This window comes from Flavobacterium niveum, assembly GCF_055231775.1.
In genome coordinates, this window is record NZ_JBUYSX010000001.1 from 979,348 (window position 1) to 1,000,971 (window position 21,624).

The 21,624-nt window shown below is 45.6% G+C and carries 15 protein-coding genes and 5 tRNA genes; 11 read left to right on the forward strand and 9 right to left on the reverse strand.

Going from position 1 to position 21,624, the window contains the following annotated elements:
• The first annotated feature begins 17 nt into the window (after positions 1-17).
• The gene (bglX, locus tag ACZIX4_RS03970; RefSeq protein WP_463334316.1) at positions 18-2,306 is read left to right on the forward strand and encodes a beta-glucosidase BglX; all 2,289 of its coding nucleotides are present in this window, start codon (positions 18-20) and stop codon (positions 2,304-2,306) included.
• An 80-nt stretch (positions 2,307-2,386) separates the two neighbouring features.
• Here bglX and ACZIX4_RS03975 read toward each other — a convergent pair whose 3' ends face one another.
• The 6 genes from ACZIX4_RS03975 to ACZIX4_RS04000 form a co-directional block, all read right to left on the reverse strand.
• Positions 2,387-3,211: a DUF4249 domain-containing protein gene (locus tag ACZIX4_RS03975; protein ID WP_463334317.1), complete on the reverse strand. Its 825-nt coding sequence runs from the start codon at positions 3,209-3,211 to the stop codon at positions 2,387-2,389.
• A 5-nt stretch (positions 3,212-3,216) separates the two neighbouring features.
• Positions 3,217-5,841, reverse strand: coding sequence for a TonB-dependent receptor (locus ACZIX4_RS03980; protein WP_463334318.1), 2,625 nt, complete (start codon positions 5,839-5,841; stop codon positions 3,217-3,219).
• Between the two features lie 97 nt (positions 5,842-5,938).
• Positions 5,939-6,781: a FecR family protein gene (locus tag ACZIX4_RS03985; RefSeq protein WP_463334319.1), complete on the reverse strand. Its 843-nt coding sequence runs from the start codon at positions 6,779-6,781 to the stop codon at positions 5,939-5,941.
• A gap of 11 nt (positions 6,782-6,792) precedes the next feature.
• The gene (locus ACZIX4_RS03990; protein WP_463334320.1) at positions 6,793-7,002 is read right to left on the reverse strand and encodes a hypothetical protein; all 210 of its coding nucleotides are present in this window, start codon (positions 7,000-7,002) and stop codon (positions 6,793-6,795) included.
• Between the two features lie 57 nt (positions 7,003-7,059).
• Positions 7,060-7,575, reverse strand: coding sequence for an RNA polymerase sigma factor (locus ACZIX4_RS03995; protein ID WP_463334321.1), 516 nt, complete (start codon positions 7,573-7,575; stop codon positions 7,060-7,062).
• A gap of 100 nt (positions 7,576-7,675) precedes the next feature.
• Positions 7,676-8,707: a helix-turn-helix transcriptional regulator gene (locus tag ACZIX4_RS04000; RefSeq protein WP_463334322.1), complete on the reverse strand. Its 1,032-nt coding sequence runs from the start codon at positions 8,705-8,707 to the stop codon at positions 7,676-7,678.
• 134 nt (positions 8,708-8,841) lie between these two features.
• Here ACZIX4_RS04000 and ACZIX4_RS04005 point away from each other — a divergent pair, with 134 nt between their 5' ends.
• The 10 genes from ACZIX4_RS04005 (at position 8,842) to ACZIX4_RS04050 (ending at position 15,303) form a co-directional block, all read left to right on the forward strand.
• A complete protein-coding gene (locus tag ACZIX4_RS04005; RefSeq protein ID WP_463334323.1) occupies positions 8,842-10,263 on the forward strand; it encodes an RtcB family protein in 1,422 nt (473 codons plus the stop codon).
• A gap of 832 nt (positions 10,264-11,095) precedes the next feature.
• Positions 11,096-11,168, forward strand: a tRNA-Asn gene (locus ACZIX4_RS04010).
• Between the two features lie 207 nt (positions 11,169-11,375).
• Positions 11,376-11,448, forward strand: a tRNA-Leu gene (locus ACZIX4_RS04015).
• A 14-nt stretch (positions 11,449-11,462) separates the two neighbouring features.
• Positions 11,463-11,534, forward strand: a tRNA-Asp gene (locus ACZIX4_RS04020).
• A 359-nt stretch (positions 11,535-11,893) separates the two neighbouring features.
• Positions 11,894-11,980 (forward strand) — tRNA-Tyr (locus tag ACZIX4_RS04025).
• A 3-nt stretch (positions 11,981-11,983) separates the two neighbouring features.
• A tRNA-Phe gene (locus tag ACZIX4_RS04030) sits at positions 11,984-12,057 on the forward strand.
• A 38-nt stretch (positions 12,058-12,095) separates the two neighbouring features.
• Entirely contained in the window at positions 12,096-12,416 is a 321-nt protein-coding gene (locus ACZIX4_RS04035) for a hypothetical protein (protein WP_463334324.1), read from the forward strand.
• A 136-nt stretch (positions 12,417-12,552) separates the two neighbouring features.
• Positions 12,553-12,939, forward strand: a complete 387-nt coding sequence (locus ACZIX4_RS04040; protein ID WP_463334325.1) for a hypothetical protein — start codon at positions 12,553-12,555, stop codon at positions 12,937-12,939.
• Positions 12,940-13,517: 578 nt separating this feature from the next.
• On the forward strand, positions 13,518-14,615 hold the full coding sequence (locus ACZIX4_RS04045; RefSeq protein WP_463334326.1) for a slipin family protein: 1,098 nt from the start codon (positions 13,518-13,520) through the stop codon (positions 14,613-14,615).
• A gap of 142 nt (positions 14,616-14,757) precedes the next feature.
• A complete protein-coding gene (locus ACZIX4_RS04050) occupies positions 14,758-15,303 on the forward strand; it encodes a 3'-5' exonuclease (RefSeq protein WP_463334327.1) in 546 nt (181 codons plus the stop codon).
• 57 nt (positions 15,304-15,360) lie between these two features.
• Here ACZIX4_RS04050 and ACZIX4_RS04055 read toward each other — a convergent pair whose 3' ends face one another.
• The 3 genes from ACZIX4_RS04055 to ACZIX4_RS04065 form a co-directional block, all read right to left on the reverse strand.
• The gene (locus tag ACZIX4_RS04055) at positions 15,361-16,692 is read right to left on the reverse strand and encodes a TolC family protein (protein WP_463334328.1); all 1,332 of its coding nucleotides are present in this window, start codon (positions 16,690-16,692) and stop codon (positions 15,361-15,363) included.
• A gap of 72 nt (positions 16,693-16,764) precedes the next feature.
• Complete coding sequence (locus tag ACZIX4_RS04060) at positions 16,765-19,197, reverse strand: ABC transporter permease (RefSeq protein WP_463334329.1); 2,433 nt, start codon at positions 19,195-19,197, stop codon at positions 16,765-16,767.
• Positions 19,198-21,615 carry an ABC transporter permease gene (locus ACZIX4_RS04065; protein WP_463334330.1) on the reverse strand — a complete coding sequence of 806 codons (2,418 nt, stop codon included), beginning with the start codon at positions 21,613-21,615 and terminating at the stop codon, positions 19,198-19,200.
• Positions 21,616-21,624 lie beyond the last annotated feature (9 nt).

The window sequence follows — 21,624 nt, forward strand, 5'->3', positions numbered from 1 at the left end:
ATAACTAAAACCTTACCATGAAAAAAACACAAACCCTGATACTATTGGCGCTGCTGGCTGCAGGTACGGCACAGGCGCAAAAAAAGAAGAAAATGGAACAAACACAGGACACAGAACAACGTATAGAACAGCTTTTGGCCAAAATGACCCTTGAGGAAAAGGTAGGCCAGATGAACCAGTACAACGGCTTTTGGGAAGTAACCGGCCCGGCCCCTAAAGAGGGTAACGCTGCCATAAAATACGAGCATTTGCGCAAAGGCTGGGTAGGCTCTATGCTTACCGTTCGCGGCGTAGACCAGGTGCATGCCGTACAAAAAATAGCCGTGGAGGAAACCCGACTGGGCATACCACTTATCATTGGTTTTGACGTGATACACGGGTACAAAACCCTGTCCCCTATCCCATTGGCGGAAGCCGCAAGCTGGGACATGCAGGCCATACGCAAGTCGGCTGAAACGGCTGCGTCTGAAGCTTCTGCATCGGGTATAAACTGGACGTTCGGGCCTATGGTAGACATCAGCCGCGATGCCCGCTGGGGACGTGTTATGGAAGGTGCAGGCGAAGACCCGTTTCTTGGTTCTAAAGTAGCTGAAGCACGCGTTAAAGGCTTTCAGGGTGATACCCGTGCCGACCTTGCTAAACCGAATACCATTGCCGCCTGTGCCAAGCACTTTGCTGCGTATGGCTTTGCCGAAGCAGGCCGCGACTACAACACTGTAGACATAAGTAATTCAACGTTATACAATTCGGTACTACCACCGTTTGAGGCTGCTAAAAATGCCGGTGTACGTACGTTTATGAACTCGTTTAATGTACTGAACGGTGTGCCTGCCACGGGCAGTAGCTTCCTGCAAAGGGATATACTGAAAGGTAAGTGGGGCTTTGACGGTTTTGTTATAACCGACTGGGCATCCATACGCGAAATGATTAAATGGGGCCATGCCAAAGACGGTGCCGATGCCAGCCAGAAGGCAGTCGTAGCCGGTGCCGATATGGATATGGAAAGCCACCTGTATGTATATGAACTGGTTAAGTTGGTTCAGGAGGGTAAGGTAGACGTTAAACTGATAGACGATGCCGTGCGCCGCATACTACGTGTGAAGTTTGAACTTGGTTTGTTTGACGACCCATACCGCTATTGCGACGAAAAGCGTGAAAAAGAGGTTATCGGTAGCAAAGCAAACCATGAATCGGTACTGGACATGGCTAAGAAATCTATAGTGCTATTAAAGAACGAAAACAACCTGCTTCCGCTGAAAAAGTCAGGGCAAAAGATAACCGTAATAGGTTCGCTTGCAGCTGATAAAAACAGCCCGCTCGGTAGCTGGCGTATTGCTTCTCAGGACAATACAGCGGTATCTGTTTTGGAAGGCATGCAGCAATACAAAGGTAATACGCTTACTTATGAAAAGGGAGCCGACCTTACCGTAGGCAAAACCACCTTCCTTGATGAAATTGTGTACAACACTACCGACCGCAGTGGTTTTGAAGCTGCTAAAAAAGCCGCTAAAGATGCCGATGTAGTGGTTATGGTACTGGGCGAACACGGTTTTAGCAGTGGTGAGGGCCGCAGCCGTACCAATATTGACCTGCCGGGCTTACAGCAGGAATTGCTTGAGGAAATCTATAAAGTGAACAAGAATGTAGTACTGGTACTGAACAATGGCCGCCCGCTTAGCATTCCGTGGGCCGATGCGCACATCCCTGCTATTGTAGAGGCATGGCACCTTGGTACTGAGACCGGTAATGCTGTAGCCCAAGTGCTTTATGGCGATTATAACCCAAGTGGTAAGTTGCCAATGACCTTCCCGAGGAATGTGGGCCAGGTGCCTATTTACTACAGCCTGCTAAATACCGGAAGGCCTACCAATGCTGATAACAACGTATTTTGGTCGCACTACAGCGATGTTGAGAAAACCCCGTTGTACCCGTTTGGGCACGGGCTTAGCTATACTACTTTTGAATACGGAAAGGTAGCACTTGATAAAGCTGTTTATACCAAAGGCGAACCTGTAAAAGTAAGCGTAACCGTTAAAAATACAGGCAACTACGACGGGAAAGAGGTAGTGCAGCTGTACATACGTGATGAAGTGGGCAGCCTTGCACGACCGGTTAAGGAACTGAAAGGCTTTGAGCTTATCAACCTTAAAAAGGGCGAAAGCAAAACCGTAACTTTCACCCTGACCGATAAGGAGTTGGGCTTCTACAATAATGAAGGCCAGTACCTTGTAGAGCCGGGCACGTTTAAAGTGTTCGTGGGTACTTCTTCAGATAAAGTGCAGGAAGCGGGGTTTGAACTGAAATAAACCGTAACGTAATATAATAGAATGGGGTTGCCTGAACTACAGGCAGCCCCATTCAGCATATATAAAACCAACCAACTGCGTTATTCAAGGGTATATTCCCTGTAATCGGATTCGCACAGCCTGAAGTAGCCCAGTGCCGCATTGCCGCTGTTATCCTGGTTAAGGATGTTGCCCTTTATGTTAGCGGGCGGTGTAGAAAACGGGTTAGAATCGGCTGCATCCAGTATAAGGCCCATGTAGTTGTAAAACTGGTGCGATACTCCACGTAGGGTGATTTTCACTGTATCACCTGATTTAAGATCCTTATGAGAGAAATCGGCTTTAATGTTGTTGCCGTCCCTCAGCTCGTCATCGGTAAGCTCGTAAGAAGGGTACGCCAGCGCGGGGCTTACAAAATCGATAAGGTAATAATTGGTTTCAACGGCCGGGTCGTTAAAGTAGATGGCTACCTCGGGTTCGTCGCTGGTAAACCCTCCGTTATCCGAATATTCTATGGTATTTATCTCCGTTACCGGCGTTAGTGTTTCGGTGGCGGTATACACTACGCCGTCTACAGCTACGTGCAGGGTATAGGTGCCGTTAAGCACCGGCACAAAATCGGTACAGGTATACACACCCGGCGCTGTTTCCGGGAAAATGAATTGCGTGCCGTCGCTGTTCAGCACATACACTTCTGCACCCGATACCTTAGGCGTTTCAGGGTCGTAATAGCCTGCCATACGGCTTATTTTTATGGTTTGCACCGAACCGTCTGTGCCTTTTTGCCACAGTATTTCGGCATCTATAACTAATTTGGCCTCACCGGTGCTAAGGTCTACATGCACTACGTCTTCACACGAAAAAAATCCGAGGCAAACGACCAGTACCATGCAAACGAAAATCCTGTTTTTTATATGCTTTTTCATAGGGCTTAAAATTTAAAGTTATACGATACACTTGGCAATATGCCGAATATGGAAAGGCGCACGGCCTCGTTATTCCCGGTATCTTCGTTAGTGCCAAACTGTATGGAAGCGGCATTGCGGCGGGCATACACATTGTATATGCTGAACACCCACTGGCTTTGCCAGCCCTTTTTCTTTTCGGGCTTAGGGGTATAGGTAGCTGCTATATCCAGGTGATGGTATGCGGGCAGCCTGTCCTGGTTGCGGTCGGCATAGTTGGGGACCTGTATGCCGCCAAAATCAAAATAGCCGTTAGGGTAGGTAACCGGCCTGCCTGATTGCAGGGTAAAGTTGGCACTGAACGACCATTTCGGGTTGTACTCATAATTTCCGGTTACGTTAAGGTTGTGCAGTTTATCATAAGGCGAAAGGTACCAGTTGCCATTGGCTATGCCCGGTTCTTCGGGGGTACGGCCCACGGTTTTCTGCTCCGCCCTTGACAGCGTGTACGAAACCCAGCCGGTTAGTGCCCCGGTGTTCTTACGGAACAGTACTTCAAGCCCGTACGAGCGCGACTTGCCGTTTAGCAATACGCTTTCCAGGTTTTCATTGCCAAAGATGTCGGCACCGTCTATATAGTCCACACGGTTTTTAATGTTTTTGTAGAAGGCTTCCGTTTCCAGTGAGTACTCCTTGTTTTTAAAGTTCCTGAAGTACCCTATGGCATACTGGTCCAGCAGCTGCGGCTTTATGTACGGCCCGCTGGGCGTCCAGATGTTCATGGGCAGGGGAGACTGCGTATTGGTAATAATGTGCAGGTACTGCGCCATACGATTGTAGCTGGCCTTAAAGGAGTTATCGTCGTTTAAGGAATACGAAAGCGCTGCCCTTGGCTCCAGGTTGTTAAAGCTGATGATTTTATCGCCCCTGCCGTAGTCCCTGGTACCTATAGGGTCGGCTTCTTCATAAATACCGAACGTAGGGTTGTACACCACCGGGTTATTATCGGCATAGATGTTTATCTTTTCTGAACCGAAGCGGTAGAACATGCTGTAGCGCACACCATAGCGCAGGTTCAGGTCTTTGGTAATTTCCTGCTCAATGTCCAGGTATGCCGACGGTTCTACCGCATATTTCTTTGCAAATTGCTGGTAGTTAAACTGCGAGTCGCTTCCCAGTGGCGTTAGTGTGCCGGGGTTAAAATCGTAGTAAGCAGCATCGGCACCATAGTTAAGCTTAAACTTTTCGCCTACCTTGTGCTGCCAGTCGTACTTTATGCCAAGGCTTTGCACACCGCTGTCTACATCCAGGCTTTCGGAATCAATGCTCAGCTTAAACATATAATCACTATAGTATACCAGTAACGAGGTATTTAGCTTGTCTGAAAAGGTGTGCTTCCAGTTCAGGTTGGCCATGGTATTACCATAAGCGCTGGCAAAGTTGTTACCAATGTCAAAAGAATCCCTGCCCAGGTAACCCGAGAAATGTATGCTGTTATTCTCGCTCAGCTTTTGGTTAAAGCGGGCATTCACATCATAAAACATGGCGGAGTTATTGTTGTTTGCCAGCTTCAGGAACAGGTGCGCATAGGAGGTGCGCCCGGCCAGCATAAACGAACTTTTGTCGCGCTGCACAGGGCCTTCCACCAACAGTTTGCTCGATATAAGCCCGATACCGCCGTTTACTTTAAGGCTGTCGGCACGGCCGGTTTGCTGGTGCACATCAAGGATGGAAGATACCCTGCCACCAAATCTCGAAGGCACGCCGCCTTTGTACAGGTCAAGGCTCTTTACGGCATCGGCATTAAAAACCGAGAAGAAACCGAACATGTGCGAATCGCTGTAAATAGGGGTATTGTCCAGCAGTACAAGGTTTTGGTCTGCCGCGCCGCCGCGTACGTTAATACCTGATGAGAGTTCGCCCGAATTAGTTACCCCCGGCAGTGTCATTAACGATTTCAGCAGGTCGGGTTCGCCCATTGCTACCGGTATCTGCTTAATTTCCTGTGTAGTAAGGCTGTTTACGCTCATCTGCGGCTTGCGGGTGTCCACGGCCTTTTTGTTGTCGGTTATTACTATTTCCTGTAGTGTCTGGGTATCGTCTTTCATGCCTACAGTAAGCGCGGTATTCTTGGTAAGGCTTACCTTTTGTGTCCATTTCTGGTAGCCTATGTACGTCATTTCCACAGTATAGTTGCCTTCAGGCAGGCGCAGTGAAAATTTGCCGTTACCATCGGTACTGCTCCAGGCATTTGTTTCCAGTATGTGGATGGATACCCCCGGAAGCGGCTGCTGCGTACCGTCTGATATTGTACCCGAAAGCGTGTGGCTTTCCTGCTTTTGTGCCTGTTGCGCTTCAGCGGTGCGTTTTACGGTGATGTTATTACCCACTATGGCAAATTTCAGCGGCAGGTCTTTGGCAAGTGCTGCAACCACCTGCTGTATGCCTGCACCTTTAAGGCTGATGTTTTCGCCGGTGTATTTCTGGCCCAGGTCTATCTGGTCTGTAAAGGCAAACTTATATTCGGTTTGCTGCTCTATCAGCCCGAATATTTCCTTTAAGGAAGCGCCTTTTGCGATGGTAAGGGATAACTGCTGCGAAAATACGCTGAAACTGAACAGTAAAAAGCATGCTGAAAATATATGCTTCATAAATTTTTGTACTTTTGATAATAGGTTAAAGGGTTTTTTTGGCTCTTTTACACTGCAAAGGATGTTTAGTTTAGCGGCTATGGCATCCTTTTGCATTTTATTGCAGGGTCACTTTTTTTTGTTTCTCATCAATTGTGGGGTTTAAGTCATACATCTGGGCTATAACGCCCACTACGTTTTGCAGTTTTTCCTTTTTATTTATTCTAAGTGTAATCTTCATTTCCGGGTAGCCTTCCGGCATTTGCACCGTGTAGCCATACGTGGCTTTTATGTAAACCAATACCACGCTTACCTCGGTATTATCAAAATCCCTGAAACGGTTAAACGCCTCTACCGATACGTTACGGTTACGGTACACAAACTGTTCACCCGGGGCCAGTATCCAGTTGCTGTTATTGCCGTTAACATTCATTTGCACACGGCCTTCGTACAGGTTAACCTGTACCGTGTTTTCGGTAGCGCCGTCTACGGTAAAGCATGTACCCAGCACGGTTGTGGTGGTTTCGCCGCACTGTACCTTAAAAGGATGCAGCTTGTCTTTATGCACACTGAAAAATGCCTTGCCCGTAAGCTTTATTTTCCTGTTGGAGGCAAAGTTTTCACCGTAGCGGATTACGGCTTCAGGCTCCAGTTCCACTACCGAACTGTCGGGCAGGGTAACTACCTTAATTGCTTCCGACGGGTTTTCTATTATGGTATATGCCAAAGTACCCGCAGCAGGCTGTGAATTGCTTATGTAAATGAATGCGCTTATGGATAACGACAGTACCAGTACGGCAGCCACCGCAGGGTACAGCCATTTTTTGTAACGCTTTTGCTGTACAGGGAATGCCTCTGCGGCAAACTCCTGCCATAGCGCTTCCTTATCTTGTTGCGGTTTTTGCGGGGCGTGGCCGTTCCAGGCTTCCTGCATTCTTTTTTCTATGTCTTTTTCGTCCATAATGAAAAGTATTATAGTTTTTGGCAATCAAAACCTTCTTTGATAAATAGGGCGGAGGCTATATCTGCAATATCCCGGTTCGTCCGGATATGGCAGATATGTGCCGCCCCCTGGGGACGGAAATAAATTACCGCGTCTGATATGCGATGGCGTAGCAGCAGCAACAGGTATTCGGCCTGCTGTTGTGTAGCGATATTTGTTTTAAAGATTTCCAGCCCCATTTTAGTTCCTGATTTTAGGGTATAACAAACGGCCGGAAAAAAGTTCCTAATGGAAGGCTAACTTTTTTTGATAAATTTATTAGCGAGGTAAATGTGGTTGGCTATGGTTTTCTCCGAAAGCTTAGTAATTTCGGCTATTTCCTGGTACGAATAGTTGTCCAGCTTGTGCAGGGTAAATATTTTACGCTGCTGCTCCGGCAACTGTTCCAGCAGGTGGGTAAGCTTTTGTCGCTGCTCATCAAGCAGGGCAGGGTAGGTGTCTTCCTCGTCTTCCTGTAGTGAAAATTTACGCGGGTCCAGCGGTATTACCTTATTTTCCCTGTTAATGTGGTTGATGATGATGTTTTTGCAGATAACAAAAAGCTGCTTGTCAAAAAGTACCTCTTCTTTTAAAAGCTCACGCTGTTTGTACAGGTGCAGGAAGGTTTCCTGTACCAGGTCTTCGGGCGTAAGGAATTTAAAATCAAACTTCCGGGCTACCTGTACCAGCCTGTCAAAGTAGGCCATATACACCTCTTTGTAGGCTTTTTGGTCGCCGCGTTTCAGTTTTTTTATAAGGTTACTGTTGTCCATATCCGTGCAGAATATGTATATAACTCGTTTTGGCGTGCTGTAGTATGATTTATTTTAACATAATTCACTAAAACGTTTTATGAAGATGACAACCATTAGTTTAGGCCTTCGGAGAATCTTGCGGTGTGTAATGCACTAACGCCGCTTCAATCCTGGACTTTATACGCCGCCTGAAATAATGGGGCGCCAGCACATTAATACCGTTGCCAAAGCCCAGTATCAGCCTTTCGAACTCATAGTTTATAATCACTTTTACGGTAATGATAATACTGCCGTCTTCGTTTTCCTGCTCCAGTACCTGCGAGGCGTGGAAGGGCTTGGTTATTACATAAGGTGCATTGGTGGCATCAACCCAGAGTTTGATTTTCTCAGCCCTTAAACCCTCGTTTACCGTAACGCCTATCACATCTTTATAATAGCGTTCGGCATCAAAATCTTCTTCAGGGAACGGCAGGCTGAAATCAAAATCCACGCTGATGATCCTGTCCAGCGCCAGGTTGCTCACAGTCCTGTGGCCCTGCTTTTTACCCACCATGAACCAACGGTTGTTGAACTCCTTCAACACAAAGGGCACAAATACAAACCGGTTTTCTACCGCAGATTTAAACGATTTATAGGTAATAATCACCATGATTTTCTTCACTATGGCCTGGTACAGCACATCAAGGAAATGCAACCCTTTCAGGTTTTCGTTCTTGTCAAGGTAAATCACCGGGCGGGTATGCGATTTCTCGGCATATATCTTATCCTCCAGGCGCTGCAAAATATCGGATACATCACTAAAAAGTGAGAAATCCTTAAACTGCTTCAGCATGGCTACAGTTTCGGTCAGTACATTAATGTCGGTTTCCGTAAGCGGTATATCGGTAATAGAATACTCCTCATCATCGTACCGGTAATACTTTTTGTCGTACACTACAATGGGGGCGTTATAGCCCAGTTTTTCGCTGCGCATCAGCTGTATGTCCAGTTGGGTAGTGCGCTTACTTATGGTGTTTTCCTTACCTTCATATTCAAACAGCGCCTCGCTGCATGCGTCCATAAGGTCTTCCAGCGTCCATTGGCGGTAGCGGTTTTGCAGGCATTTGTCTATGGTTTTGTAACGGATGAGAGCGTTTTTATTCTGTGACATCTTGGTGAGTTATTAGGCAAAAGGGATAAGGCAAAAGTGTAAAACAATGCCAATTTAAAAATTATTTTTTACTACGCAAAATCATTGCGTAGTTGGGTTTGCATCTTTGTACCATCAAAATAAAGCAAGACATTATGAGTACACCAATCAACGGAAACGACCTTATAGCACTGGGCTATACCGAAGGTTCGATTTTAGGAATCGCATTAAAAATAAACCGTGGCCGAAACGGGTTTAACCGTGAGCAGATGATGCAGCACTACACTGCCATCCTTGAAGCGCCCGAAAACTATATTGACGATAAGGTATTTAGCAAGCTGGCTGTGGCAATGATAGAAAAAGCCAACGAAAAGCAGGAAGACTTTATCGCGCTGAATGAAACCCCGGATGCCTACTCTGTGTACGGAGCCGGCCATATAGAGGAAGGCGCCATGAAGCAGATGGAGGTAGCCATGAAGCTTCCGGTAACGGTTGCCGGTGCCCTTATGCCCGATGCCCACCAGGGTTACGGCCTGCCCATAGGCGGTGTGCTGGCTACTAAAAACGCAATTATCCCGTACGGTGTGGGTGTAGATATAGGTTGCCGAATGGCGCTGTCGGTTTACGATATCCCTGAAGATTTTTATTACGAGAACGAACATAAGTTTAAAAGGGAGTTGGTGGCACATTCTAAATTTGGCGCAGGCCACGGTTTTACCGGCCAGTATAAGTCAGACCACGTGGTTTTACAGGATACAGGCTTTGATACCAACCCGTTTATAAAGAACCTGAAAGACAAGGCCTGGTCGCAGCTGGGTACGTCGGGTGGTGGTAACCACTTTGTAGAGTTCGGTATTATGGAGTTTGAAAAAGACGATGCAGTGCTAAACATCCCTAAAGGTAAATACGTGGCGTTGCTTACGCACTCGGGTTCGCGTGGTTTTGGTGCTACCATTGCAGGGCATTATACCAAGCTGGCTAAAGATGTGTGCAAGCTGCCTGAGGTGGCGCGTAACCTTGCCTACCTGGATTTAAATTCAGGGCTGGGCCAGGAATACTGGATAGCCATGAACCTTGCGGGCGATTATGCATCGGCGTGCCACGAGATTATTCATAACAAGATGGAGCGTGCATTGGGTGCTACGGTACTGGCCAAAGTGGAAAACCACCACAACTTTGCCTGGAAAGAAATGCATAACGGCGAAGAAGTAATTGTGCACCGAAAAGGTGCCACACCTGCGGCAGAGGGCGTTATGGGTATTATTCCCGGTAGCATGACGGCACCCGGTTTCCTTGTGAGGGGTAAGGGCGAGGCCAATGCACTTAACTCGGCATCGCATGGTGCGGGAAGGCAGATGAGCCGTACACAGGCCATTAAGAACATTACCAAAAACGATATGAAGTCCATACTGAAAGACCATGGCGTAACCCTTATAGGTGCAGGCCTTGATGAAGCGCCTATGGCTTATAAGGACATCAACATGGTTATGGCATCGCAGCAGGAGCTGGTAGATGTTGTGGCAAAATTCACCCCGAAAATGGTGCGTATGGCTGACGATGGCAGCCGTGAGGATTAAAAAAATTCCCAAAGACGGAGGTTCAAATCCTCCCTGCGCGACAGTAAGACGCAGTAGTTTAGGCCGGGAAAACCTTTGGGATATATATTGATACGTAAAGGATAGCTTGTTAAATTGGAATAATTATTTACATTTGCACCCGAAATGACAAATAATAACATACATACAAGCCTGCCTTTTGGGCAAAATTCAGACCGCAAAGACGGATATGTTCCGGCTGTGCGCTACGGATGCGGCATGTATTGTATGGATTTATAGGTGTAAACTATAGTTACAAACAAATATACAACAAAGCGTCCTGGTGAAATCAGGGCGCTTTTTTTGTTTTAAACCCATGCAAAAACGAGTAATACAAACCAATATCAAAAAATAGTAAAAAAATAAAGCGAAAAATGTTTAATGATTAACCTGAATATCGAAATATAAAATTGGAAAGTAATCCGGTGAGAGACAGTCATTTGATACAAAAGCAATAATCTGCACTACTGCGGACAGGCTTTTCTATGCTTTAAAAATTAGATTAACTAATTGATAATCAGTAAAATAATTCAAAAATAAATTTGGAAGTTAATTTTTTTCCACTTTATCTTTGCCCCGGAAAATGAAACGATGCCCACACGGCATCACAACAAATAAAAAGAAATAACCATGCTTCTATTCAGCAACATATATAACAACAACAGGCCGGGCCACGACGGGCACAGCCTACTAAACCCGGATTATTTCGGGCATATAAAACAGGTGTATACACACAGTATGGGATAGCCGTATTTCCATACCATGTAATAGAAGCACCTGTAACCGGGTGCTTTTTTTATGCCCATACATTTCTGATTCTATAGCTCAATTGGCAGAGCGGCGGACTGTTAATCCGTAGGTTACAGGTTCAAGTCCTGTTAGAATCGCATCGTTCTGTAGAAAGGAACAAGGCTCATTGGGGTACCGGCTAATCTTCCCCACTGTCTCTGGGGAGAAACGGGTTCGAAATGCGGAGCATTCATGAACTCCTATTGCAAACAATAGAAAGCCGTGAATAATCCCGTATGAGCCGCAATAGTTTGTGAATGAGAATTTAGTTTGAAAAAGTCCTCCGTATCATGCGGAGGCAACCAGCAGGAATGGCGGAACGGTATACGCGGCTGATTTAGGATCAGTATTTTGGGAGTTCGAATCTCCCTTCCTGTACAAAAGATTGATAAGGCTCATTGGGGTACCGGCTAACCTTCCCCACTGTCTCTGGGGAGAAACGGGTTCGATTCCCGTATGAGCCGCAATAGTTTGTGAATGAGAATTTAGTTTGAAAAAGTCCTCCGTATCATGCGGGGGCAACCAGCAGGAATGGCGGAACGGTATACGCGGCTGACTTAGGATCAGTATTCTGGGAGTTCGTCCCGATAGCTATCGGGACCCTTCCTGTACAAATTCGGGAGTGTACAAAATGCTCCTGCAAATGGTGTCTTTAGTTTATGTGGTAAAACCTCAGATTGTGGTTCTGAAGAACAGGGTTCGAGCCCCGAAGACACCCAAAAATAATGCAACCGGGAAGATAACGGAGGTTGTTTGCCTGCTTTGGGAGCAGGAGATCGCAGGTGCTCCCGATAGCTATCGGGATGCTTCCCGGACAAAAAATGGAAGTACGCCAAAGTTGGAGAGTTGGGGCAGACTGTAAATCTGTTGCCTTACGGCTGAGCAGGTTCGAATCCTGCTACTTCCACCACGCGGAACGGTGGTGTACAAGGTGTTGCACGCTTGTTTGAAGCACAAGAGGTACCTGTTCGATTCAGGTCTGTTCCACAATGTAAAAGAAGTTTAATTTTTAAAACCATGTAACCATGAGACAGGACATTTTAAAACGATTTTTGACCAATACCGATGAAACAGGGCGTTTCCTGATGAAATCAAGGCATACGGGCATAATCTATTTTGTGGAGCCTATTTACAACGGCAAAACCCCTGAGTGGGGCGACCTGGATCCGGCTACTAAGAAAATCACAGGTAGTTACGGTTCCAAGTACACCGGGGCCGTTACCAAAAAGCAATCGCTTATTACCGAAGAAAACGGTTTTACAAACATAGGCTATTTTAAAGGCAGCCCCTTTGGAGAGATAGACCGCCGCGACCGCGAACACATGCAGAGGATGGGGCTTATATAATGGGTTGTGTGGGTAGCCTGCCTGCGGGAAGGCTACCCGCCTTTAAAAAACCCGATTTTTTGTAAAAAGAAATTTACTACGCAAAATGATTGCGCAGTACAGTTTGAATATTTGCCTTATAAAAATGAACCAACTAATGAGGACAATAAAAATTTACTGTAAAACCTGTGGTATAACCTTAACAGAGCCGTTAACCGAAATTAATGAAAACAGCCTGAGAAAAGGTGACCGCCAAAACGCATTAGGACAAAGGCAGATAGCAATAACATCTGACGATGGTAAAAATGAAATTGTAGTGGCCCTGGGTGAAGGTTATTTAAAAAACCATAATGAACGATGGCGTTTACAGGGTTGTTGCGGAAGTTCGGGTATGGATGGCCTTAATAAACTTTGTGGTAACGGCCATGAGGTAGCCACTGAATATTCTGATTGTTATATGCCACATTACGTAGCTTTTGATACAGATAAAGTTACGCTAAAACAAAAAATAAGCGACTATGAATACAAAACCATCATAGTCTGAATAATATCAGGCAGGCCATGTTGGGTGTTTCAGTATAGCACTATTGCGGTATGCCTTGCCGTTTGGTATCGGGCGTTACTGTCCAGCCTGGCCTGGAGGTTCTGGGAGTTTTGCCAAAAAAGCGCCCCACAATTTCTATGTGTCGCGGGTTCGAATCCCGTTCACGTTTCAGTATGTGATAGCTCAGTTTGGTTAGAGCAATAGATTAGTTTGACAGGTTCGATTCCTGTACCGGGTTTTCCGGTCTGACAGTGGTTGTCGCATTTATAGGCTTAAAATCTGTAAATCAACACGAGCAGCGTTCGCTCTTTAAAAAAATGCACCAAAGGAAATGGGGCCACCGCCGTCGGCAGCTCACGGGATGTATCCCAACAGCAGCATCCGGCAAAACGCCCGAATGGCAGCAATGTACCTGCCAACTGTTTTTCTTTTTTGCCCGGCATGGTAACCGCACCGCTGTTACTATAAAAGGCATTAAACAATTACGGCACACAGGTACAACACTGCATATTCCGCGGCTTTGCGGAGACAGCGGCAGCCCGTTTCCTTATTTATTAACGATTAATTCTTTAGAAAACATGATTAAAAAAGTACATATTAAAGCATACCACGCAGGTTTGGTATTTAAAGATAACCGTCTTATTGATGTATTACAAGAGGGTGACCACTGGGTATTTGGCGAAAAACAGGTACATATTTATGATATGAACCAGTCTTTTACAGCCTTTACAAACTTTAATGTGCTGTTGCAAAACGAGGACCTTGCCAACTTGCTTACCGTAGTGGAAATAGCAGATAACGAAATTGTTATCCTGTTTAAGAACGGTAACTTTAGCGATGTATTGGTGCCCGGCCGTTATGCGTTCTGGAAAGGCCTTACACGAAATGAGTTTATCAGGGTAGATTTATCTAAGCCTGAAATTACTGAGGATGTATCAAAGGTTTTACTTGAAAACGCAAAACTACGCCCTTATGTAAGGAAGTTTGTTGTGGCCAATTTTGAAACCGGGCTTTTGATTGTCAATGGTGTGTTTGTAAAACAGGTAGGTGCGGGTACGCATTACTTCTGGAACAATGCCACCACAGTAGAAATAAAGACTGTAGATACCAGGCAGCAACAACTGGAAATAGCAGGGCAGGAGCTGCTTACCAGAGACAAGGCCGGTGTGCGGATCAACTTTTTTGTGAGATACCGTGTGGCAGATGTGCTTAAAGCCGTAACGGCCAACAAGGACTTTGAAAAGCAACTGTATGTAATCATGCAGTTGGCACTGAGGGCATTTACCGGTGGGTATACGCTGGATGAGCTCCTTAGCAGGAAAGATACCATGGCGCAGGAAATCCTGGAGCATGCCGAGGCCAAAATTACAGGCCTGGGCCTTGAAATAGCCGATGCGGGTATTAAAGATATTATCCTGCCAGGAGATATGAAGGAAATCATGAACCAGGTGCTGGTAGCCGAAAAGAAAGCTCAGGCAAACAGCATTATGAGGCGTGAGGAAACCGCAGCAACACGCAGCCTGCTTAACACCGCCAAGTTAATGGAGGAAAACGAAATGCTGTGGAAACTGAAAGAGATGGAATATGTAGAAAAAATTGCCGACAAAATTGGTGAAATCACCGTAACCGGAGGCGGTAACATCATAGGCCAGCTTAAAGAGATTTTTGTGAAATAGAACAGGGGTTTCCATTCCGACCGCAGTGCAACGGAGTGGAGGAATCTCTAATAAAAGAATTATAAAATAGTTGAGATGTCTCCATTGCGCTGCGCTCCAGTCGACATGGAAGAGAGAACCCTAATAAAACGTTTAAAATAAAATGAAAACTACAGATAAAATTATCATTATAGACCTCGAAGCCACGTGTTGGCAGGGGGCAATTCCTGCGGGGCAGGAAAACGAAATTATTGAAATCGGCCTGAGTGTGCTCGATGTACATACGGGGGCAATATCCAAAAACCAAGGCATATTGGTAAAGCCCCAGCGCTCTAAGGTCAGTCCGTTTTGTACGGAGCTCACTACCATAACCCAGGATATGCTGAATAAACACGGCGTATATTTTGACGAAGCCATAGCCATGCTTGCAGAGGAGTATGAACCTGAGGATTATACCTGGGCCAGCTACGGTGCTTACGACATCAATATGCTGCAAAAGCAGTGTAAAAAGTTTAGTGTGCGGTACCCTATGGGCAGGCAGCACATAAACGTGAAGCAACTCTTCGCCGAAACCAAACGCATTAAGCCTACCGGCATGAACGGTGCGTTAAGCATCCTTAACATCCCGCTGGAGGGTACGCACCACAGGGGAGTGGACGATGCGAAGAACATTGCCAAAATTTTGCACTGGTGTTTACAAAACCAATAATATCCTTACCAACCAATTAACCCTGAGGGCTGCCGTAACCGGTGGCTCTTTTTTTGTTTATGGCAAACTGTTAAACTGTAAAAAATGCAGTTTAATACCGGCGTGGACAGCGGCAACATTGGCTTTTAACAGGTTATATTCGGCGGTAAGCAACTGGTTTTTGCTCGATGTAAATGTTATGGCATCTACAATACCGCTGCTGAATTTTGCCTGCGTGGTGGTAAACGATTTTTCGGCATAGGTACGGGCTTCTTCCAGTTTTGCGGCCATGTCGTTATTTTGCTGCTTTTTGGCAGTTTCCTGTTCTATGGCCTGGCGCAGCTTTATTTTTTCCTGGTCCTGTTGTACAATGCTCCTGCGTTGCTCCACCTTAGCCAGTTGCACATTGCGGTTGGTTTTTAACCCGTTAAAGATTGGAATAGAGAGTTGCAGCCCCACATAATGGTTCTTGTTATTATCAAGCTGGGTAAAGAAAGGCGCTACCGGTTGGCTGCCCGGTTGGTTTAGCGGCAGGTAGTAAAAAGACGAGTAACTGTAAAACGCCGATAGTACCGGAAGGTAATTATTACGCTCCATTGCTACGTTTTTCTGTGCTACCTGTACGCCCAGTTCCGCTGCCTTTATCGTAGGCGATACGCTCATAGCCTTATCCAGCATTTGCTGTACCGTGATTTCTTCAAAGGCTGTTATGGCCTTTACGTTTTCAAGCACCACATCATCGGGCTGATGGGTGGTGTCGTTCATCAGTTGCAACAACAGCAGTTTCTGGTTGTATAGCAGTTGTTTAGTTTGCAGTATACTGCTTTCTTCCTGGGTGTAGCTCATTTGCATATCATACAGGTCGCTTTTGGGGCGGCTGCCCAGCTCCACTTCCTGCGTAATGCGGTTCAGGTTGAATTTAGCGTTCTCAAACTGGCTCAGCTGTATCTTTAACAACTCCTGGCTGTAGATTACATTAACGTAATTGTCCAGCAACGTAAGTGCATATTCTGCTTCGGTAGCCTGCTTATCTGCCCTGGCTTTCAGTGCAGCAATCTTGTTGCGGCGGGCAGTGGTAAACACGTTAAAATCCAGCAGGTTCATAGAGGCATTCAGCCCTACGTTATCCGATTGTATACGGCTGGTAACCCTGTTGTTTGTAGCAGGGTCTATCACTGAACCGATACTGTAGGTATGCGTACCCGATAAACTTACGGTAGGGAGGTACTCCAGTGCAGGGCTGCGATGGGTTATTTCGGCACTGAGTATATCCAGTTGCTTCAATTGGAAATCGGGCGTGTTTTCCAGTCCCGTTTGCAGGCATTGTTGCAGCGTAAGTATCTGCTGCGCCTTGGCATTTGGCACAAGGAGTATAAGCATTGCAATATAAAAATGATAAAACCTTTTCATAATACAGGGATTAACAACCCGCAGCGGTAAGGAGCTGCGGGTTGTTATTATTATAAACTAACTTCAAATTTATTATTCGTACTTCAGGTAGGTAATCACGTGTACCCGTGTAGCTTTATAGGCCTTGCCCAGTATTACGGCAAGGGTAAGCAGCAGCAATACAATAAAGCCGATAATAAACGGCCATACAGTAACCTCTATACGGTAGGCAAAGTTTTGCAGCCACTTGTCCAGCAGCAGCCACGCCGGGACCATAGCTATTAAAAAACCGGCAATACAGTACAGTATGTATTGCATCGAAAGGCTTTTCAGCAATGCTATGGTGCTTGCGCCAAGTGTTTTGCGTATGGCGATTTCCTTCATTCTCCGTTCGATGCTAAACGATGCCAATGCAAACAACCCGAACAACGCTATAATGATTACTACCATATTAAGCAGCGAAAACAGGTTGCGCTGGCTGATGTACTGCTGGTAGGTTTTGGCAAAGTTTTTATCTACGAAATCATAGTGGAACGGAAAATCGGGGTCTACCTCTTCAGTCCATAATTTTTCCATGGCTGCTATGGCGCTTTCACGTTCCTCCGGGTTAATTTTTACATAAATATGGTGTGCGTTTTGCAGCATCCAGTCTACCGTTTTGTAATGGTATATTATTGTGGGGGCAATTTTAACGTGCGGCCCATCAAGGTGGAAGTCTTGTGTAACACCGACCACCTTAAGCTTCTTGCCCTCATCCCAGTCGAGCAAGGCGCCAACCGCCGGGCCTTTAATGCCCATGAACTTAACTGCCGATTCATTTAGTATTACCGTTGCCACGGTATCTTCTGCAAATTGCTGCGAAAGGCCGCGGCCCTCTTTTATGTTTATATGCAGCATTTCCAGCGCATCAAAATCAACCACCATGTTACGCATTGCATAAGAGTGCCCGTTAAAACCATAGCTTGTGTAAAAACTTGAACCATAGCCCACCGCGGCAGTTGTAGCTGCAACGCCCTCAACACCTTTTATGGCCTTAAGGCGGGTTTTAACATGGTCATACCGGTTAGATATCATTTTTTTAAAGCCTTCTACCTTCCAGTCATACGGGTTGCGATAGTATATCGCAATAACCTGGCTGGCATTAAACCCACGGTCTTTGGTAACCATATAATTAACCTGGCTGTAAATTATATAAGAACCTGTAATAAAGAACGCTGCTATGGCAAATTGCAGTACCAGCATGGCATTGCGCAGCCAGATGCCTCTTTTGCTCCGGCCCACATTACCCCTAAGCACTGCCACAGGCTTGTATTTAGACACATAAGCCGCCGGAAATACCCCCGCCATGAGCACTACAACTATAAATATACCAACCATCTGCACAAAGAACTGGCTGTTGTTCATGGTCAGTTTTTTATAGAGAAATTCATTGTAATATGGCAATGATATTTCTATGATAACCAGCGCCAGTAATATCGCAAACAGTGTGGTAATAACGGTTTCAAATACGAACTGACTTATAATATTCCGGGTCGATGCGCCCATTATTTTGCGTACGCCCACTTCCTTAGCGCGCTTTATGGCATTAGCCGTAGCCAGGTTGATATAATTGGCAACAGACATAACAAGTATAAGCACTGACAGCCCGAACATAATAAGCAGCAGCTGGTAGTTGCCTTTGCCTTCAGGTACATCGCCGGCCAGAGTGTGTAGCCTTATGTCTTTAAGCGGCTCCAGGAATATCTTTATTTTGCCAAAGCGCTTTACATACTCCTCAGGGGTCATGCCATCGGCCTTAGCGTGTACTTTAGTGGCGTACTCATAGTACAAATCCTCCATTTTCTTTTTAACCAATGCTGCATCTTCCTTCTTTTTTAGCTTAAAGAACAATGCAAACCTGAAGTTGCCCCAGTTGTTTACCTCTTCCTTCAGCTTCCAGTCTATCATGTTGGTAACCAAATCAGGCATGTACGATGCCTTTCCCTCCAGGCGGTATACACCACCTATGGTAAAGGTTTTATCGTTATACATTACTTCTTTGCCCAAAACATTGGTAGTGTTGAACAGCTTCAGGCACAGCTCTTCCGATAGTGCTACAGTGGTAGGGGTGAGCGCTGTTTTGGCATTGCCCGTTATAAATGCAGACGGAAAAAAGCTGAAGAAATTAGCCTGTGCATCAATAACCTTTTCAGCCATTACTTTTTTATCGCCGCTTTTTATAATGTTGCTGTTGTACCAGCCCTCCATATAGCAATGTTCGGTTACTTCCGGCAGCGCAGCTTTCCTTACGGCATCAATTGCACCCGTGCTGGAACCCCATACTTTATCCTCTCCAAGGTCTGAAACCGTAAAGAATATGTTTTCCTTACCGGGATTATCGGCGTTGTAGCTGTATTCGTCATTGCGGTACAGTATGGCAAACACCAGCCCGGCAATACCCAGCGAAAGCCCCAGTATATTTAGTGCTGTAAAGAACTTATTGCCCTTTACATTATATAGAAATATCTTTATCCAGTTGGTTAGCATCTATTCGTATTTTAGGTATTTAAGCACATTTACTTGCGTAGCCTTGTACGCTTTGCCCAGCACCACGGCCAGTGTCAGCGTTAAAAGGACTATAAACCCAACAATAAACGGCACTGCCGATATGGTAATCCTGTAGGCAAAATTTTCCAGCCATTTATCCAATAAAAACCAGGCCGGGATCATAGCTATTATAAAGCCGATAACACAGTATACTACATACTGCTTAGACAGCTCTTTAAGCAATGTAGCCGTACCTGCGCCCAGTGTTTTGCGTATGGCAATCTCCTTCATGCGGGCCTGTATGGTATACGAAGCCAGTGCAAAAAGGCCAAACAACGCTATAAAAATCACCGTGCCGTTTAACAGCGAAAACAGGTTGCGCTGCTTTACATAATTCTCATAGGTACGGGCAAAGTTCTTATCTACAAAATCATAGCTGAACGGATATTCGGTATCTACCCTTGTAGTCCAGAAGCTGTCAAGGGCTTTTAGCGTACCTTCCATATCTTCGGGATTTATTTTGATGTAAATGTGGTTCAGGTTGTAGCTCATCCAGTCAATGGTTTTAAAATGGAAGAATGACATGGGCGGTATTTTATCCTGCGGGCCAAATATGTGGAAGTCTTTTACCACGCCTACAATTTTCAGCTTCTCGCCATTCCATTCTATCGGCTTTCCTATTGGGTTTTTCTCTTCCATCATTTTCAGGGCGGTTTCGTTGATTAGCATACCGCTTATAGTATCCGATGAAAATTTGGGGGATAACTCCCTGCCCTCAGCCATTTTAATCTGCATCATACTGATGAAATCAAAATCAACCGCCATATTGTGACCCTGTATGTTGTGGTTGTTATATGAGAATCCCGATGTGGAACCGGCTCCGCTGCCCAGTGAAAATGCCCCGGCAGATACGGCCTCCACACCATTAATTTTGCGCAGTTCATTCTTTATCGTTTCGTAATGGGCATAAATTTGATTTGCGTCGTCGGGTTGCGGACGCTGCCCACGGTACGTAACATCTATAACCTGCGCACCTTTAAGGCCAAGGTCTTTGTTGCTCATGTAGTTTACCTGCTGGTATACAATATAAGAACCGGTTATAAAGAATGCCGCTATGGCAAATTGCAGTACCAGCATAGCATTGCGCAGCCAGATACCGTTTTTACTGCGGCTGAAGTTACCCTTAAGTACCAGCAGCGTCTCAAAATTTGAAACATATACCGCCGGGAATATACCTGCAAGTACTATCACTATTACCAGGATGGCAAGCAGCTGTACAAAGAACACACCGCCGTTAAGTTCCAGTGTTTTGCCCAGGAAGTTGTTGTAAAACGGTAACCCAAGCTCTACCAAAGTCAGCGCAAACAACAGTGCAATGCCAGTGGTTAAGAAGGTTTCAAAGATGAACTGCCTTACAATATTACCCTTATCAGCGCCGAGTATTTTGCGTACGCCTATTTCTTTGGCACGTTTTATGGTGTTGGCCGTAGCGAGGTTAATGTAGTTTACTATAGACAGTATCAGGATAAGTATGGACAACCCCAGCATGATAACCAAAAACTGGTAATTTCCTTTCCCTTCCGGGTAGCCCTGCGTTACAGAATGCAGCCTTGCGGTGGCAAGCGGTTCCAGGATTATTTTGCTTGTACCGTTTTTCTTTATGTATTCTTCAAGCGAAAGGCCTTCTTCACGGGCGTCTTTTTTGGTACGGTATTCCAAAAAAACATCCTGAATTTTTTTCTTAACGATATCTGCCTTTGCAGGATCTTTAAGCTTTATGAGCAGGCCAAAGGTAAAATTACCCCACTGGTCTAAATTTTGTTTAAGCCGGGGTTCTATAAGGTTTGTAACTGCCTGCGGCTTAAAAGATGAATTACCTGGAATGCGGTATATCCCTCTTACCAGAAATTTTCCGGTGCCGTACTGCAGCCATTTACCCATAGGGTCTTCATTGCCGAATAGCCTTTGCGCCACACTTTCTTCCAGTGCTATGCTGGCATCATCCTGTATTGCGGTTTTGGCACTGCCCTTTATAAAATCATACGGGAAGAATGAAAAGTAGTCCTTTTGGGCATCCAGTATTTTTATCTGTTCTTTCTTTTGCCCGTATTTTATAATCTCGTTAAAGTAATGCAACTGTAAATAGCAGTATTCGTCTACTTCGGGCATATTTTTAAGGTGTGGTCCCAGCGGCGCTACGTTTGTAGGCCATATCAGGTCGGTACCCAGGTCGTTTATTACCTGGTATACTTTTTCCTTTTCGGGGTTCCAGGCGTTGTAGGAATGTTCGTCGTTCCAGTACAGCAATGCAAACACCAGCCCTGCAATACCCAGGCTGAGGCCAAAGGTATTGAGCACCGTAAAGAACATATTGCCCTTTACATTGTACCAGTATATTTTAATCCAGTTCTTTAGCATGATTGTCTT

Excerpts from the sequence above, each read along its gene's own strand:
- ACZIX4_RS03980 (WP_463334318.1), bottom strand. The coding sequence starts at position 5,841 with ATGAAGCATATATTTTCAGCATGCTTTTTACTGTTCAGTTTCAGCGTA.
- ACZIX4_RS03995 (WP_463334321.1), bottom strand. The coding sequence starts at position 7,575 with ATGGACAACAGTAACCTTATAAAAAAACTGAAACGCGGCGACCAAAAA.
- ACZIX4_RS04060 (WP_463334329.1), bottom strand. The coding sequence starts at position 19,197 with ATGCTAACCAACTGGATAAAGATATTTCTATATAATGTAAAGGGCAAT.
- bglX (WP_463334316.1), top strand. The coding sequence starts at position 18 with ATGAAAAAAACACAAACCCTGATACTATTGGCGCTGCTGGCTGCAGGT.
- ACZIX4_RS04000 (WP_463334322.1), bottom strand. The coding sequence starts at position 8,707 with ATGTCACAGAATAAAAACGCTCTCATCCGTTACAAAACCATAGACAAA.
- ACZIX4_RS04045 (WP_463334326.1), top strand. The coding sequence starts at position 13,518 with ATGATTAAAAAAGTACATATTAAAGCATACCACGCAGGTTTGGTATTT.
- ACZIX4_RS03975 (WP_463334317.1), bottom strand. The coding sequence starts at position 3,211 with ATGAAAAAGCATATAAAAAACAGGATTTTCGTTTGCATGGTACTGGTC.
- ACZIX4_RS03985 (WP_463334319.1), bottom strand. The coding sequence starts at position 6,781 with ATGGACGAAAAAGACATAGAAAAAAGAATGCAGGAAGCCTGGAACGGC.
- ACZIX4_RS03990 (WP_463334320.1), bottom strand. The coding sequence starts at position 7,002 with ATGGGGCTGGAAATCTTTAAAACAAATATCGCTACACAACAGCAGGCC.
- ACZIX4_RS04055 (WP_463334328.1), bottom strand. The coding sequence starts at position 16,692 with ATGAAAAGGTTTTATCATTTTTATATTGCAATGCTTATACTCCTTGTG.
- ACZIX4_RS04035 (WP_463334324.1), top strand. The coding sequence starts at position 12,096 with ATGAGACAGGACATTTTAAAACGATTTTTGACCAATACCGATGAAACA.
- ACZIX4_RS04050 (WP_463334327.1), top strand. The coding sequence starts at position 14,758 with ATGAAAACTACAGATAAAATTATCATTATAGACCTCGAAGCCACGTGT.
- ACZIX4_RS04040 (WP_463334325.1), top strand. The coding sequence starts at position 12,553 with ATGAGGACAATAAAAATTTACTGTAAAACCTGTGGTATAACCTTAACA.
- ACZIX4_RS04065 (WP_463334330.1), bottom strand. The coding sequence starts at position 21,615 with ATGCTAAAGAACTGGATTAAAATATACTGGTACAATGTAAAGGGCAAT.
- ACZIX4_RS04005 (WP_463334323.1), top strand. The coding sequence starts at position 8,842 with ATGAGTACACCAATCAACGGAAACGACCTTATAGCACTGGGCTATACC.